Here is a 15,008-nt window from a genome sequence, read left to right on the forward strand (position 1 = left end):
CTCCTGAAGGAGGACCTGTGCCCGGCAATGCCACCGCTCGCTTCGACAACGTCGCGCTGCTCTCCGTTGCGAGCGTACTTCCCGGTCGCGTGACGACCTCGGATGAGATCGAGGCCCGGCTCGCGCCCTCGCTCAAGCGCCTGAAGCTCCGCAGCGGTCTGCTCAAGCGCGTCGCCGGTGTGCGAGAGCGCCGCAACTGGGCGGCGGGGGAAACCGTCGACCTCGCCACGATCACCGCGGGCCGCCGCGCCCTCGCCGAGGCCGGTGTCAGCCCCTCCGACGTCGGGCTCCTGATCAACACCTCGGTCACGCGCACGAACCTCGAGCCCTCCGTCGCGGTGGCGCTGCACCATGGCCTGGACCTGCCGAGCTCCGCCATCAACTTCGACATCGCCAACGCCTGCCTTGGCTTCATCAACGGCATGTCGCTCGCGGCGACGATGATCGACTCCGGCCAGATCCGCTACGCGATCGTGGTCGCCGGTGAGGACGCCGATGAGATCCAGGTCAACACGATCGAGCGGCTCCTGCAAAGCGAGAGCGGTCGCGACGACTTCATGAGCGAGTTCGCGTCCCTCACACTCGGCTCCGGTTCCGCCGCGGCCGTGCTGGGGCGCGCCGATGAGCACCCCGGTGGCCACCGCATCCTCGGCGGCGTGACGCGTGCCGCGACCCAGTTCCACCGCCTCTGCGTCGGCAGCGTCGACGGCATGTTCACCGACGCCAAGGCCCTCCTCAAGGGCGGTCTCGCGCTCGTCGTCGATGCGTGGAAGGAAGCGGCAAACGAGTGGGACTGGAAGTCGATGAACCGCTACGTCACGCACCAGGTGTCCTCGGTCCACACCAACGCCATCGTGAAAGCGGTGAACCTGGATCACTCCCGCGTGCCGACCACGTTCCCCCGCTTCGGCAACATCGGCCCGGCATCCGTTCCCATCACCCTCGCCGAGGAGCAGTCGAGCCTGCGCAAGGGCGACCGGGTGCTGCTCATGGGCGTCGGCTCCGGGCTCAACACCGCCATGATGGAACTCGCCTGGTGAGCGACGCGGTCAGCCAGGCGCTCGCAGGGCTGCCTGGTCTGGACACCCGCTGCAGCCGTACCCGGCTGGTCCTCGACCGGCGAACGGATGCCACCCACGAGTGGCACTACCTCGACACCGGCGACGAACTCGCTCGTCTCGGCGTTGACGTCGTCGGCACGATCCTCGCGGTGCACGGCAATCCGACCTGGTCATATCTCTGGCGCGGCTTGGTCTCGGCCTCGCTGCGTGCTGCGGAGGCCGGGCAGCCGGCCTGGCGCGTGATCGCCGTGGACCAGCTCGACATGGGCTTCTCGGCGCGCACCGGTGCGCCCCGTCCCCTCGCGCAGCGCGTGCGCGATCTCGCCGATTTCACGGACTCGCTGGGCCTCGAGGGCCCGGTCGTCACCTTGGGCCACGACTGGGGCGGCGTGGTCTCCCTCGGCTGGGCGATCGACCACCCGGCGCTGCTGGCCGGCGTCATTGCGCTCAACACCGCCGTGCACCACCCCGCCGGCCAGCCGATCCCCGCCCCGCTGCGGGTCGCCGGCACACGCGGCGTGCTCGCGGCATCCACCGTCGCCACCCCCGCCTTCCTCGAGACGACGCTGACGCTGGCCCATCCCGCGCTCGAACCGGACGTGAAGGACGCCTACCGCGCGCCGTACCGCACCGCCGCGCGCCGGCAGGGCATCGGCGCCTTCGTCGCGGACATTCCGGTGGACGCCGCACACGAGAGCACCGATGAGCTGCAGCGCATCGCCGCCGGCGTCGCCGAGCTCGACGTGCCGGCACTGCTGCTGTGGGGGCCGGCCGACCCGATCTTCAGCGACCGCTATCTCGACGACCTCGTCGACAGGATGCCGCACGCCGACGTCCACCGCTTCGAAGGCGCCGGCCACCTGATCGCCGAGGACCGGCCGTACGCCGATGCGATCCTCACGTGGCTGGGCGACAACGCCGCCCGCCTGATCGGCGACGGCGGCGACGCGCCGCAGCCCGCCGACGACGACAGCCCCGCGGACTTCACTCCCCTGTGGGCCGCTCTCGACGGCCGCCGCGACGATGACGACGTCGCGATCATCGACATGGCCGGTGGCGGCGAGCGCCGCGTCACCTGGCGGCAGCTCGATGACCGGGTGCGGAGCCTGGCCGCGGGCTTCGCGCGCATCGGGGTGCGCAAAGGCCAGCGCGTCTCGGTGCTCGTCCCGCCGGGGCCGACGCTCACGGCGGTCGTCTACGCGTGTCTGCGGATCGGCGCCGTCGTGGTTGTAGCCGACGCCGGGCTCGGGGTGCGCGGGCTTTCCCGCGCCGTCCGCGGCGCCTGGCCCGACGTCGTCATCGGCGAGCTGCCGGGCCTGGCCGCCGCTCGCGCGCTGGGGTGGCCCGGCATCCACATCTCGGTGCCTCGGCTGCCGACGGCATCCGCGAAGCTGCTCGGCGTCTCGCACGACCTGCCCGCGGTCGCCGCGCTCGGTGCGGGCGCGCCGCTGCCGGACGAACCGGCACCCGACGACCCCGCCGCGATCCTCTTCACCTCCGGGTCGACCGGACCGGCGAAGGGTGTCGCCTACACGCATCGCCAACTCTCGGCGCTGCGCGACGTGCTCGCCGCCCACTTCGAGGTGGCCGGCGACACCGGGCTGGTCACCGGCTTCGCGCCGTTCGCCCTGCTCGGACCGGCGCTCGGCACCCGCTCGGCGACCCCCGACATGGACGTCTCCGCGCCCCGCACCCTCACGGCGCGAGCGGTGGCCGCGGCCGTGCGCGCCTCCGACGCCCGCATCGTCTTCCTTTCGCCCGCGGCCATCCTCAACGTCGTCGCGACGGCCGATGCCCTCTCCGACGACGATCGCCGCGCGCTCGCGCGGGTGCGCACGTTCCTGTCCACAGGCGCCCCCGTGGGCGAGTCGCTGCTGGCGGCCGCCGGGGAGCTCATGCCCAACGCCGAGCCGCACACCCCCTACGGCATGACCGAGTGCCTACTCGTCACGGATGTGACGCTGGACGGCATCCGTGCCGTGGCGGATGCCGCCGACCGCGGCGTCTGCGTGGGGTCGCCGATCGGCACGAATCAGGTGCTGATCAGTGCACTGGATGCCGACGGACGCGCCACCGGCACCCTGAGCGCCGAGCCCGGAGTGCTCGGAGAGGTCGTCGTGTCGGCGCCGCATCTGAAGACGTCGTACGACCGGCTGTGGCTCACCGATCGCGGCGCCGTGCTGGAAACACCCACCGTCGGGCGGTGGCACCGCACCGGCGATGTCGGTCACCTCGACGCGGAAGGACGGCTGTGGATCGAAGGCCGCCTGCCCCACGTGCTGGCCACCGCGGACGGGCCGGTCGCTCCGGTCGGGCCCGAGCAGGACCTCGAGGGGTCCGACCAGGTGCGGCGTGCCGCGATCGTCGGCATCGGTCCGCACCGGCTGCGGCAGGCGGTCGCTGTCGTCGAGACGGTCCCCGCCGTTGCACGCCCCGGTCTTGCGTCGCCTGAGTTGACGGCGGACCTCCGGCAGCGGACAGACCTGCCGCTCGTTGCGGTGCTGACCGTGCCGCAACTGCCCACCGACATCCGTCACAACTCCAAGATCGACCGCACGCGGCTGTCGGAGTGGGCCGAACGCACGCTCGCCGGCGGAAGGATGGGCCGGCCGTGATCGTCGCCATCACCGGCGCGTCCGGCTACCTCGGGCGCGCGGTCGCCGCGGAGCTCGTCGCCGCGGGGCACGAGGTGCGGGCGTTGCAGCGACGGCCCAGCCGCGTCGACGGGGTCACCGACGTGCTCGGCTCCGTCACCGATCCGAAGGCCGTCGCCCGCGTGGTCGACGGCGCCGAGGGTGTCGTCCACCTGGCCGCCAAGGTCTCGCTGGCGGGAGATCCCGCAGAGTTCCATGAGGTCAACGTCGAGGGCACGCGCGCGCTGCTCGATGCAGCAGAGCGCGCCGGAGTCTCCCGCTTCGTGCAGGTGTCCTCCCCCTCCGTGGCGCACGCCGGTACGGCGCTCGCGGGAGTCGGGGCAGAGCCGGCATCCCCCGTCCACGCCCGCGGCGAATACGCGCGGACAAAGGCCGAGGCCGAGCTGATCGCCCTCGATCGCGACTCCCCCGCGATGCGGGTGGTGGCAGTTCGCCCCCACCTGGTCTGGGGCCCGGGCGACACCCAGCTGGTCGGCCGCATCGTCGACCGCGCACGGCGGGGGCGCCTGCCGCTCCTGGACGGCGGGCGCGCGCTCATCGATTCCACCTACATCGACAACGCCGCCACCGGCATCGTGGCGGCCCTGCACCGCGCCGACGAGGCTCACGGCCGGGCGTTCGTCATCACGAACGGCGAACCACGACCGGTCGGCGAACTGCTGGCGGGCATCTGCCTCGCGTCCGGCGTGACCCCGCCGCGGTGGAGCGTGCCGTCGGGCCTCGCCCGCGCCGCCGGGTCGCTCATCGAGCGGGCGTGGGCGCTGCGCCCCGGCGTGGACGAGCCCCCGATGACCCGGTTCCTGGCCGAGCAGCTGTCGACCGCGCACTGGTTCGACCAGCGCGAGACGCGCCGCGCGCTCGCGTGGGCACCGTCGGTGAGCATCGACGAGGGGCTGCGTCGCCTCGCGGCGCACTCCGCATCCTGACCGGCCTTGTTCCCCGTGGCAGCACGCGTAGGCTTGCGCCACCGAGCAGTTCCTGATCCCACATCCGAGGTGGTGATGGTATGCCGTACTTCGTCATCGAGCGCACCTTCGACGAGCCCGTGCCCGTGCCGGTGGATGCCGCAGCGGAGATCAACCTCATCAACGACGAAGAAGACGTGCGATGGGTGTTCTCCTACCTCTCCCTCGATCGCACCAAGACCTACTGCCTCTATGAGGCGCCATCGGCAGACGCGATCCGCGCGGCCGCCGAGCGGGCGGGGCTCCCAGCGGACAGCGTGATCGAAGTCGCCGGGCGCGTCATGCCGACCGGCCGACTCGTCGCAGCGGAGTAACCGGGCCGCTAGAGCAGGCCCTCGTCCCGCGCGTAACGGACCGCTTGGGATCGGTTGGCGCTCGAGGTCTTCGTGAGGATGCTCCGCATGTGGTTCGCGACGGTGTGCTCGCTGAGGAACAGCCGCTCGGCGATCTCACGATTGGTCAGCCCCTCGTCGATCAGAGCGATGATCTCGATCTCGCGGGGGGTGAGCCTGTCGGCACGTCCGCGCAACCTCGCATCGTGGTCGATCACGCGCAGCACGCGTGCCCAGCCACCTGCGGTGGCATCCGCGCGCACTTGCTCCGCGAGGACACGCGCCTCCCGGGAGCGGGCGTCTCGCGAAGCCAGCCATCGCGCCTTGGCCGTTCGCGTGTGCGATGCATGAAGCGACGCGCCGACGCCGCCCTCCAAGGCGAGGGCTGCGTCGAAGGAGGCACCAGGGTCGCGGGCCTCCAGTAGCGCATCGACCTGTCCCAGGTAGCGGTCGGCCGCTCCGAAGCAGGAGACGAAGTAGCCCGACATGAGGTTCAAGCCGCTGTACTCGGTGATCAGCGGTCGCAGCCGTGCCGCGGCGTCGCGATCCCCCAAGTGCACGACGGCTTCCGAAAGGAGCGCCAGAACGGCGGGCCATTCGGCCGATTCATGCGCCACCGGGGTGTCCCGGTCAAGAAGCCAGGCCAGCATCCGCGCCGCGGGTCTCGTCATCTCGAACTCGGTGTAAAGACCGAGGAGCCCCGGACCCCAATGCTGTTGGGGCGATTCCGTCCCGGTGATGATTCCTCGCACGTGCCCCAGCTGGCCGAGTTCGCGCTTGATCATGTACAGCTGCTGCGCGGCGACGCTGGAGGAGGCATCCGAGCGGAACCCCGCCTCCGTCTTCGCCGCCCGCCGGTACGCACTCCTCGCCTCGTCTAGGCGACCGGCCACGAAGTGCCGGCCGTAGGCCACGCAGTCACGCCAGTAGTGCCAGTAGCTTCCCTCGTGAGCGGCGGCCGTGGTCAAGGCCGACTCCGCATCATCCAGCCCGGCAGGATCCCCCAGGAGATAGGCCGCAGCGGCTCCGTAGAAGGGAGCTGCGTACAGCCACTCGGCGAGGCCTCCGGACGTCCTCGCTCGCTCACCCCCGGTGGTCCAGATCTCGCCGGCGCGTTCGTAGGCCTCCTGCAGGATCTGTGGCCGGAAGCTGTGGAGATATCCTCGCCGCATCACCCGCAGCAGCAGCTCTTCGTCTCCCGTCGCGCGCGCCTGTTCGGTCGCCTCGGCCGCCAGCGCCAGCGCGTCGTCGGGGCGCCCCGACAGCGACGTCGCCCGCGCGAGCGCGGCCAGTGCTTCGATTCGCTCCCCGCGAGAACCGGCTTCGGCACCGAGTTCCAAGGCCCGCGTCAGAAGCTCAGCCGCCCGCGCTCCGGGCAGCCCCGGCCGCCAGGCCGCCTCTTCGTATTCGATCGCGCCTCGCAGTCGATCGCTCGGGGCGCCGGATTCGCAGACCCGCTCCGCGAGTGAGCGTGCCCTGGCGAAGTCAGCCGCAAGCCGCCAGTGCTGTGCCGCCGACAGGAGCTGCTCGTCGCGACGGGTCGGCAGCTCGCACAGGTCCGATGCGCGCTCGAACAGGCGCGCGGCCTCTTCATACGCGATTCTGGATGCCGCAAGCTCTGCCGCGGCGATGGTGTTGGAGATGGCCTGGTCACGGAATCCGAGCGGGATCGCATGGGAGTAGTGATAGGCGAGCCGCTGCGTCACGCGAGCGGGCGTAGGCACGCGCTGCTCGAGCATCCCGGCCGCGCGTGCGTGCAGCGTCGGCCGTTCGCGTGCGGGGATGCTGTCGAGAATGGCCTGCCGCGCGATGGCATGCGGAAAGCGCAGGTCCTCGCCGGGGCCATGAGGGGCGTCCAAGAGCCCGGCCGCGAGGGCACGGTCCAGCCCATCCGAGACGACGTCGGGCGATTCGCCGGACATCTCTGTCAGCTCTTCCGGAACGACATCCATACCCAGGACCGCGGCGTTTTCGAGAAGCCGACGTTCGGCGGCATCTATCGAGCTCAGCCGCGCGTACAGCAGGTCATTGATCGATTCCGGCAGCGTGATGCCGATGGCGCCGGGTTCGACGACGTCACCGGCGTATCGCCATGCCTCGCGCAGCAGGAACGGATTTCCACCCGTGAGAAAGCTCAGCCTGGTCGCGACCTCGAGCACGCTCCCTTCCGGTGCCGCCAGGCGGGTACGCGTATAGGCGATCACTTCGTCCAGCGCCATGGGCTGCAACGAGATCCGGCGCACCCCCTCGAAGGAGCTGAGGTTCGCCAGGACGCGATCGACGATCACCGATCGATCCGGGCTCGTCGAACGCACCCCGCCGAGCACCAGCACGGGGCTGTCCCCCAGGCCCGCGATCACTCTCGGCAACAGCCGCAGCGCAGCCTCATCGGCCCAGTGCAGATCATCGAGCACGATCGCGATGGAGTGGCTCTGCGCAGCCTGCCGGAACAGCTCCACGATTGCTGACGCCAGCCGCGGCTGATCCCCCACGCTGCCTGCCTGAGCAGCCGTGCTCGGCTGATCCGGCGCGATCGCTCGCCGGATCAACTGACTGGACGAGTCCTCCGCGTCGGCGCCGCGGACAAGTTCCAGCAGCTTGCGCAGCGGGCTGTCCAGCGGCTCGAACGGCGCACCGAACTCAGCAACGCACGAACCGGCGAATACGGCGGCCCCACGCGCGCTGAGCCGGGTCGCTGCTTCGACGATCAGCCTGGTCTTGCCGATACCAGGCTCCCCCGTGACGAAGACGCAGTGCGCAGCACCGCGCTGCACGTCGGGCCAGCTGGACAGGATGGCGTTCAACTCCCCGTCGCGCGCAACGAAGGGTGGCTGATCGGAGCTGCGCCACGAACTCGGCAAGAGCGGCGGTTTCCACGCCCGCATGCGGCCAACCTATGCCCGCCGCTCCATCGCGTCGACCCCGCGCACGTGGTGGGATCTTCGCCTCCAAATAGGCATTTCATGTCATGTGGCGATCTGACCCCCACGCCTAGCGTCGCCCGTATCAGGTCACGCTCGTTCGAGAGGAAGTGGATCGTGTCCACCAACAGCACCATTCCGACTGCACCGCAGCGGAAGAAGGCATTCGTCAGGAGTGCGGGTGCCGCCGCGGGAATGATGGCCGTCGTCGGTCTCGGCGGCTGCGCGAGCCTCGGTGGGCCACAGGGTGCCGCCGGTGTCGATCTCGCCCTCATAGCCGAATCCACACTGCACGAGTTCTCGTTCCCGGTCAGAAACGCATTCGACGGCCCCCGAGCGATCGCGGATGTGCCGCAGCCGGACCCCATGGCGGCGACGCCGAGCGCCGCGGTGTTCGACCAGCGCCTGGCGCCCTACCGGCTGACGAAGGAGGAGGCGATGGCGTTGTCGCCCCTGCCGGTGACCAGCACGGACGACATCGACCCCAGGCCTCCCCACGATGAGGCGCTGGCGACCGACGATCTGGCGGCTCTCCTCGCGGGGGCACTGCGCGAGGTCGACGCCGCCGAAGTGAACGACACCGTGGATCTCTTCGGCTATACCGTTGCCGTCTATGTCGCCGCCGACGGGCTCGCCGGGGTGCCGCTGCTGGTGACCTGGTCACTCAGCGGTGCCGACGTCAGCCCTGGGTGGAGCGCCAGTCACCTGGGAGCCCGGTTCCAGCCCGCTACCGACGACGGCGGCAGCGTGGACATCTGGATTCCGAACCTGTCGTCGCCCGGTGACTACTCCATCGAGGTGGAAATCATTCGGGCCTCCGACGGGTCTCCTATCGCGAGCGGCGACCTCCTTGTCCCGGCTCCGGATCCCCCACAGGAGTAAGGCGGCGCGGCCAGGGCGCCCACGACCCACGCCCTGCGAGCTGCGACTTCACGGCGTCGAACCGATCGGCGGGGAACTCGTCTGCCCGTACGGAGCCGGAGCGGGAGCCGACTCCCGGCTCCTCCAGCGAAACGTAGAGGCGGGCATCGTCGTTCGGGTCGAGGGCTTCGGTGAAGCCTCCCTGGGCCACGGTGCGCACGATCCACTCCAGGTCGTCCGCGGTGCTTTGCCAGGTCTCGTCGCACGCATCGCACCCGCAGACCGGGAACGGGTGATCCTGCAGCAGACCCGCGTGGAGGATAACCCCCGGAAAGTCCGTGAAGGCGAACGTCACCGAGGCGGCATCCGTGTCCCGGGGCGTGATGCGCACCGCCCGCTCGACCGGCCGCGGAAGATGCAGCAGGTCCGACGCGACGGAGGGGTCGTCCTCGACGACGACGTCGTACTCGGCCGTGAGCCAGTCGATGAGCGCGTCCGCGATCACATACAGTGGCGCGAATCGCTCCGGGTGGCTGACGACGGAGTACGCATCCGGATCTGGCGAACCCTCCCACCGGGTGCCGTAGTCGATCGGCGCACCCTCGGCGTCGGTGAAGTTCTGCGGGTCGACGACCGGCCGCGCGTAGTCGCTCATCTCCGCACGGTATCCCAGCCCGGCCTCGCGACGGCGACGTTACGGCCGATGCTGGTTCTCGTCGCGCTGAGCTCTGGCGTGCTCGACCAGCACGTCGGATTGTTCCAGCGCCGACTCGATGCCCGCCCGGTCCCACACGATGTCGGGATCGGGCTCGAGATACGACAGCAGCCCGCTCACCAGTGCGGGAGGCATTCCGGCTGCGCGCGGCGCAGTCTTACCCACCCAGTCGTTCGTCGAGCGTGATCGCGGCATCGATGAGGGCCAGGTGGGTGAATGCCTGGGGGAAGTTGCCGACCTGCTCGCCGGTCGGTGCGATCTCCTCGGAGAAGAGACCGAGGTGGTTGGCGTAGGTGAGCATCTTCGCGAACGTGATGCGCGCTTCCTCGAGTCGGCCGGCGCGGGCGAGGGCGTCGACGTAGAGAAAGCTGCAGAGCGAGAACGTGCCCTCCGAGCCCCGCAGTCCGTCGGGTGAGGCGCTCGGGTCGTACCGGTAGACCAGGCTGTCCGAGACGAGTTCGGCCGTGATCGCGGCGAGGGTGTCGGCCCACATGGGGTCCTGCGGGGCGACGAAACCCACCTGCGCCATCTTGAGCAGCGAAGCGTCGAGCACCGGCACGCCGTACTGCTGCACGAATGCCTTCCGCTCGGCATCCCACCCCTTCGCCATGATCTGGTTGTAGATCGCGTCGCGCTGCTCGATCCAGCGGGCGAGCGGTGCCGGTCTGCCGTACTCCGTGGCGAGCCGGATGGCCCGGTCGAACGCGACCCAGCACATCAGGCGCCCGTAGGTGAAGTCCTTCCGCCCGCCGCGCGTCTCCCAGATGCCCTCCTCGGGCTGATCCCAGTTGTCGGCCAGCCAGTCGAGCATGCCGCTGACGGCGAGCCACCCCGGCTGGCCGATCGCGAGTCCGGAGTTGTGGGCGTGCCAGAGCGCATCCATGGCCTCGCCGTAGATGTCGAGCTGCAGCTGGCCCGCCGCGCCGTTGCCGATGCGCACCGGCGACGACTGCCGGTACCCCTCCCAGTCGTCGAGGGTCTCCTCCGGCAGGTTCGGGTCACCGTCGATGCGGTACATGATGTTCAGCGGCCCCGTGTCGCTGCCCGATTGTTCCGAGATGCGATCGCGAAGCCAGCCGCCGAACGCCGTGGCCTCCTCGTGGAATCCCATGCGCACCAGCGTCGCGACGGAGAACGACGCGTCGCGCACCCAGGTGTAGCGGTAGTCCCAGTTGCGCTCCCCGCCGATCTGCTCCGGCAGGCCGGTCGTCGGCGCCGCCACCAGTCCGCCGGTGGGCGCGTAGGTCAGGAGCTTGAGGGTGATCGCCGAGCGCTCCACTTCTTCGCGCCACCGCCCTCGGTAGGTGGACTGCCCGATCCAGTCCTGCCAGAAATGCACGGTGTCGTCGAACAGCTGCTGCGCCTCGGCGACCGGCACCGCGCGCGGGCTGGATCCGCTGTTGGTTTCGAGGACGACGCCGCGCGTCTGCCCCTCGGAGAGACTCAGCGAGAGACGCAGATCGCCGCTCTCGGTCTGCACGCCCTGACCCAGGCGCTCGAGGCCCGGGTCGCGGATGAGGTTCACCGTCAGCGTCGTCCCCTCCGCGGCGAATGTCGCGCCATCCTCGGCGACCGTGACCTCATGCGGCTGACGGCCGTAGTCGAATCGCGGGGCGATCTCGATGTCAAAGGCGATGGAACCGCGTACGCACCTCAGTCCCCGGACGAGGCGATGCCGTTCGCTCGGGATGCCGGATTTCACCGGCATGAAATCGATCACCTCGCCCACGCCGCCCGCGGTGAGAAAGCGCGTGATGAGGATCGCAGTGTCCGGAAAGTAGAGCTGCTTGGTCTGGAAGTCGCCGCCCCGCGGACGCATGCGAAAGTGACCGCCACGCGCGCTGTCGAGCAGTGAACCGAAGATGCTCGGCGAGTCGAACCGCGGGCTGCAGAACCAGTCGATGGTGCCGTCCGTTGCCACGAGCGCCGACGTCTGCAGGTCGCCGATCAGGCCGTGCTCGGCGATGGAGGGGTAGTCGGGGTAGTCGCCCATGATCCGCACCTCTCCCTCAGTCGAAGGTGTCCGTCCAGGACGCGATGTCCACGCCGTGGTTGTGGGGCGACGCAAGCGACCACCAGGCGGGAGCCTCCGAATCGTCGACGAGTCTCCCGCCCGCGGCGAGCGCGGCATCCACTCGCGCCTGGGCCTGGTCGGCCGGCACGAAGACGTCGAAGTGCGTGCGGCCCCGGGCCGGAGAGTCGCCGGTGATCGGGTTGAAGGCGGGCTGTGGCCCGCAGCGCAGCGGGTCGACGGCATCCGTGTCGCCGAACGCCTCGTAGCCCAATGCGGCCGTGAAGAACGGCCGCACGTCGGCCTGGACCCGCCAGGCGGAGACACCGCGCGCCCGATGGAACTCGGCCGCGGAGATCCACGCTGCTTCGGTTGTCGACTCGCTCATGGGAGACCTTTCTCCAGCGGTGGATCCCGGCACGTGCCGAGGGATCCTTGCGGCCCCACGGTATAGGCCGGTCGCCGCGGGCGGAATGCGCCAGCCACGCGTTCTTGTCAAGGGGCCACCTTCCGACGGCTCACCGCAGTACTGGTTGCGACGCCGCCCGGCGAGTAGCATCCGAGCCAGATCCGATCTCGTCGACGTAGCGAGTGGGGCGATGAAGACGGCAGAAGCTGAGTCCGGCTGAGAGGTCGTCGATGCCCAGGAGCTCCGCCCCCACGATCATCCGGTGGTCACCCGTCGGCAGAATGCTCAGCGACCTCATCGCCGGCCCCGACGCCGAGGTCGACGATGTCGACCCGAATGAGCTGGCCAGATTCGCGCGATTCACCGGGGGCGTTGCGAGCCCGCTGATCCTGCTGGAGGAGTTGGCAACGGCGACGGCGGATGCCGAAGCGGGCGATGCCCACGCCGCCCGCCGGGTCTCGGAGATCCTGCTGCACGTCACCCGCACGGGGATGCCGCCCGAGCAGCCGGAGCCCATCGACGGCGGATGCTGCGCGCCATGTCGCGAGCAGCGGTCGTCCGACTCGCGGTCGGGCGGCGTGCCAGCGGAGGACCGACAGCCCCACCTCGTCGATCCGGATGCCACCGACGTGGACCGCGAACCGGATCCGGGTGATGCGATCGACGCGGTCGCGATGTCGGAATTGCTCGTCGGAGTGGCGACCCTCGCGGCGGACGGCGCGCTGGGCCCGCGACTGGATGCCGGGCGGGCAATGGATGCCGTGATGTCGCTCGCCACGAACGCCGCGCTCGCGGCGGCTCTCGTCGATGCCCACCGCACGGAGGGCGGCGCGGGAGCGGCGCGCCTCTTGCAGCGACTCACCGATGCGGGCACGTTGCCCTGGATCGGTGACCTGCCGGCCACGCAGATGCTCATGGGCGGCCAGATGCCCGGCATGCCGGGTCTGCCGGGTCTGCCCGGGATGCCCGGCGTGCCTGGCGTGCCGGGGATACCCGGCGTACCAGGGACCCCCGGACTGCCCGGCCTGCCCAAGGGCCCGGGGACAATCGTCGACGCCTGGCTCGCGGCGCTCCTCGGCCGATTCAAGAACCCGAAGAAGTGGGATCCCAACGACTGGGGACCATGGTGGCCGTGGTGGTGGGAGCGCCCCAACTACATCGATCCGAAGGTGACGGCACTCATCGCCTGCCTCGTCGCGGCGCGGCGACTGCTGCGCGCTCTCGAGGAGCCGCCGCCCGCGGCGCCCGCCACCGGTGCGGTGTGGAACACCGGCATCTCGGGCGTCACCCTCACGGGTCCCTGCGCGGGCGAGACGCTCACCATCCGCGGATCGGGGTTCGGAACCTCCCAACCGCCGAACACGGTGCTGCTGCTTCCAACACTCGACGGATGCCGGGCTGTCACCCCCGCCACCTGGAGCGACACCCGCATCACCGCGGTGCTGCCCGCACGAGTGGCATCCGGACCCGTCGGCTTCGGCGACAAGGCGTACATCGACGCCTACAACGCATGGGTCGACCGCATGAATCAGGTCATCGGTCAGCTGAACGCCCTGAAGTGCCACCCGGTCAAGCGGCAGCGGCTCGCGCCGTTCGGCGTCTGCCCACCCGCCTCCGCGATCACCGCCATCACGGCGGGCGAGGCGGAGATCGTGACGTTCACCGCGAACGGCGTCGGTGCGGAGCTGCTCGAGGACGGCGAGACCCTCACGCTGCACTGGACCGTGCGCAACGCCTCGTCGGTCACCATCACGCGCGACACGGCGGGTGCCCCGGCGTTCGCAGCGGGCGCCGCGAGCATGACGAGCACGAACCTGACCGGCATCCACGCCTTCGGCCCCATCGACCACAGCGGCCCGTCCGAGTGGCGGTACACCATCCGTGCGGCCGGGGCCTGCGGCGGGACGATGACGCGCACCGTCCGGGTGTTCACCGTGAAGCCCCCGCTGCTGCGGATCGAATCGCTGCAGATCACCCAATCGCTGCAGAATGCCGGGCACACCATCGAGATGGTGGAGAGCAAACCCACGGTCGTGCGCGCGCTCATCCGGCACGGCTTGGCGGGGTGGGGCGGCGATGTCGTGCCGCGAGTGACGGGGCGGGTGCGGATGTACCGCGACGGGCGGTGGTCGGGGTGGATCGACCCCGCCCCGGCGGGCATACGCCCCATGCAGGCCGCCAACGGCACCTCCATCACGGTCCCCGCCGCGCCCTCGTTCAACACGACGACCGACACGCTCAACTTCATGCTCCCGACCGGCTGGGCCGCCGGCACGGCGCGCTACCAGGTCGAAGTACATGTCGCCGGTTTCGGCGCCGTGGGGGCTTACGTTGGCGAGGCGCAGACCCCGAGCAGGAACTCCGCGACCGTGACCTACCAGCGGCGGCGCACGCTGCAGTTCCGCTACGTGCGGGTCAACTGGAATGGTGCGGGTGCGCCCACCCCCGCCGTCTGCGAGGACACGATCCGGGGCGCGATCGGCCTTCTGCCGACGCCCACCGCGGGCATCGCACCCGTTCCGGGGCTCGGCATCGAGGTGCGCTCGTCGGGGCCCGATGAGAAGACGCAGGTCGCACCCGAGCGTCGCGACATGCTCGACGACTTCGACGATCTCCACAACTGCTCCTTCTGGGAGGAGATCACGGAGTGGGCGGGATCCGACTGCCCCGACGACGACGGGGCGATCTGGGTGCTCATCCCCGGCGATTTCCGCCGCGGTGAGGCCTATGACATCCCGAGCAACGTCTGTTACACGCCCCCGGCGAACGGCCCCTACGCGGCCCACGAGATCGCGCACTGCCTGGACCAGCAGCACGTCCGACTTCCGGCGTCTGGCACCGGCGCGCCGGAAGGCGGCGATGCGGCATCCGCGTGGCCCAACAATGCGATGCAGCTCGATGTGCCGTTCGACACCGCCGGCACAGCGGGCAACACGGCGGGAGGAGACACCCCACGTGCGCTCGCCATCACACCGGGCACAGGGGTGGCCGATCTCATGAGCTACTGGGGCACCCCCAATAACACCTGGCCGATTCCCGCGCGCTGGACGCGGCTGTGGAATGAGATCGGAGGCTGACG

Annotated in this window: 11 protein-coding genes; 6 read left to right on the plus strand and 5 right to left on the minus strand. The window is 70.3% G+C overall.

The window, feature by feature from the left end; all coding sequences use genetic code 11:
- The first annotated feature begins 17 nt into the window (after positions 1 to 17).
- The 4 genes from NQ151_RS04895 (at position 18) to NQ151_RS04910 (ending at position 4,994) form a co-directional block, all read left to right on the plus strand.
- Complete coding sequence (locus NQ151_RS04895; RefSeq protein ID WP_257527181.1) at positions 18 to 1,040, plus strand: 3-oxoacyl-ACP synthase III; 1,023 nt, start codon at positions 18 to 20, stop codon at positions 1,038 to 1,040.
- Positions 1,037 to 3,676 (plus strand): alpha/beta fold hydrolase, encoded by a 2,640-nt coding sequence (locus tag NQ151_RS04900; RefSeq protein ID WP_502883555.1) that lies wholly within the window; start codon positions 1,037 to 1,039, stop codon positions 3,674 to 3,676. The genes NQ151_RS04895 and NQ151_RS04900 overlap by 4 nt, the downstream gene beginning before the upstream one ends.
- On the plus strand, positions 3,673 to 4,641 hold the full coding sequence (locus tag NQ151_RS04905; RefSeq protein WP_257527182.1) for an NAD-dependent epimerase/dehydratase family protein: 969 nt from the start codon (positions 3,673 to 3,675) through the stop codon (positions 4,639 to 4,641). Before NQ151_RS04900 ends, NQ151_RS04905 begins: the two co-directional genes overlap by 4 nt.
- 80 nt (positions 4,642 to 4,721) lie before the next feature.
- On the plus strand, positions 4,722 to 4,994 hold the full coding sequence (locus NQ151_RS04910) for a DUF4242 domain-containing protein (protein ID WP_257527183.1): 273 nt from the start codon (positions 4,722 to 4,724) through the stop codon (positions 4,992 to 4,994).
- A gap of 8 nt (positions 4,995 to 5,002) precedes the next feature.
- Here NQ151_RS04910 and NQ151_RS04915 read toward each other — a convergent pair whose 3' ends face one another.
- Positions 5,003 to 7,897 carry a helix-turn-helix transcriptional regulator gene (locus NQ151_RS04915; RefSeq protein WP_257527184.1) on the minus strand — a complete coding sequence of 965 codons (2,895 nt, stop codon included), beginning with the start codon at positions 7,895 to 7,897 and terminating at the stop codon, positions 5,003 to 5,005.
- A gap of 153 nt (positions 7,898 to 8,050) precedes the next feature.
- Between NQ151_RS04915 and NQ151_RS04920 the strand changes: the two genes are divergently transcribed.
- Complete coding sequence (locus tag NQ151_RS04920) at positions 8,051 to 8,815, plus strand: hypothetical protein (RefSeq protein WP_257527185.1); 765 nt, start codon at positions 8,051 to 8,053, stop codon at positions 8,813 to 8,815.
- On the opposite strand, the gene NQ151_RS04925 is transcribed toward NQ151_RS04920, so the two are convergent.
- The 4 genes from NQ151_RS04925 to NQ151_RS04940 are packed head-to-tail and all read right to left on the minus strand — an operon-like array spanning position 8,763 to position 11,908.
- A complete protein-coding gene (locus NQ151_RS04925) occupies positions 8,763 to 9,449 on the minus strand; it encodes a DUF6226 family protein (RefSeq protein WP_257527186.1) in 687 nt (228 codons plus the stop codon). The genes NQ151_RS04920 and NQ151_RS04925 overlap by 53 nt on opposite strands.
- A 39-nt stretch (positions 9,450 to 9,488) precedes the next feature.
- Positions 9,489 to 9,644: a hypothetical protein gene (locus NQ151_RS04930; RefSeq protein ID WP_257527187.1), complete on the minus strand. Its 156-nt coding sequence runs from the start codon at positions 9,642 to 9,644 to the stop codon at positions 9,489 to 9,491.
- Between the two features lie 22 nt (positions 9,645 to 9,666).
- Positions 9,667 to 11,502: a glycoside hydrolase family 15 protein gene (locus NQ151_RS04935; RefSeq protein WP_257527188.1), complete on the minus strand. Its 1,836-nt coding sequence runs from the start codon at positions 11,500 to 11,502 to the stop codon at positions 9,667 to 9,669.
- A 16-nt stretch (positions 11,503 to 11,518) separates the two neighbouring features.
- Positions 11,519 to 11,908: a VOC family protein gene (locus tag NQ151_RS04940; RefSeq protein ID WP_257527190.1), complete on the minus strand. Its 390-nt coding sequence runs from the start codon at positions 11,906 to 11,908 to the stop codon at positions 11,519 to 11,521.
- Between the two features lie 251 nt (positions 11,909 to 12,159).
- Here NQ151_RS04940 and NQ151_RS04945 point away from each other — a divergent pair, with 251 nt between their 5' ends.
- The gene (locus NQ151_RS04945; protein WP_257527191.1) at positions 12,160 to 15,006 is read left to right on the plus strand and encodes a hypothetical protein; all 2,847 of its coding nucleotides are present in this window, start codon (positions 12,160 to 12,162) and stop codon (positions 15,004 to 15,006) included.
- Positions 15,007 to 15,008: the final 2 nt, after the last annotated feature.

Source organism: Microbacterium sp. zg-YB36 (assembly GCF_024623575.2).
GTDB lineage: Bacteria > Actinomycetota > Actinomycetes > Actinomycetales > Microbacteriaceae > Microbacterium.

Excerpts from the sequence above, each read along its gene's own strand:
- NQ151_RS04910 (WP_257527183.1), top strand. The coding sequence starts at position 4,722 with ATGCCGTACTTCGTCATCGAGCGCACCTTCGACGAGCCCGTGCCCGTG.
- NQ151_RS04915 (WP_257527184.1), bottom strand. The coding sequence starts at position 7,897 with ATGCGGGCGTGGAAACCGCCGCTCTTGCCGAGTTCGTGGCGCAGCTCC.
- NQ151_RS04925 (WP_257527186.1), bottom strand. The coding sequence starts at position 9,449 with ATGAGCGACTACGCGCGGCCGGTCGTCGACCCGCAGAACTTCACCGAC.
- NQ151_RS04930 (WP_257527187.1), bottom strand. The coding sequence starts at position 9,644 with ATGCCTCCCGCACTGGTGAGCGGGCTGCTGTCGTATCTCGAGCCCGAT.
- NQ151_RS04935 (WP_257527188.1), bottom strand. The coding sequence starts at position 11,502 with ATGGGCGACTACCCCGACTACCCCTCCATCGCCGAGCACGGCCTGATC.
- NQ151_RS04940 (WP_257527190.1), bottom strand. The coding sequence starts at position 11,908 with ATGAGCGAGTCGACAACCGAAGCAGCGTGGATCTCCGCGGCCGAGTTC.
- NQ151_RS04945 (WP_257527191.1), top strand. The coding sequence starts at position 12,160 with ATGCCCAGGAGCTCCGCCCCCACGATCATCCGGTGGTCACCCGTCGGC.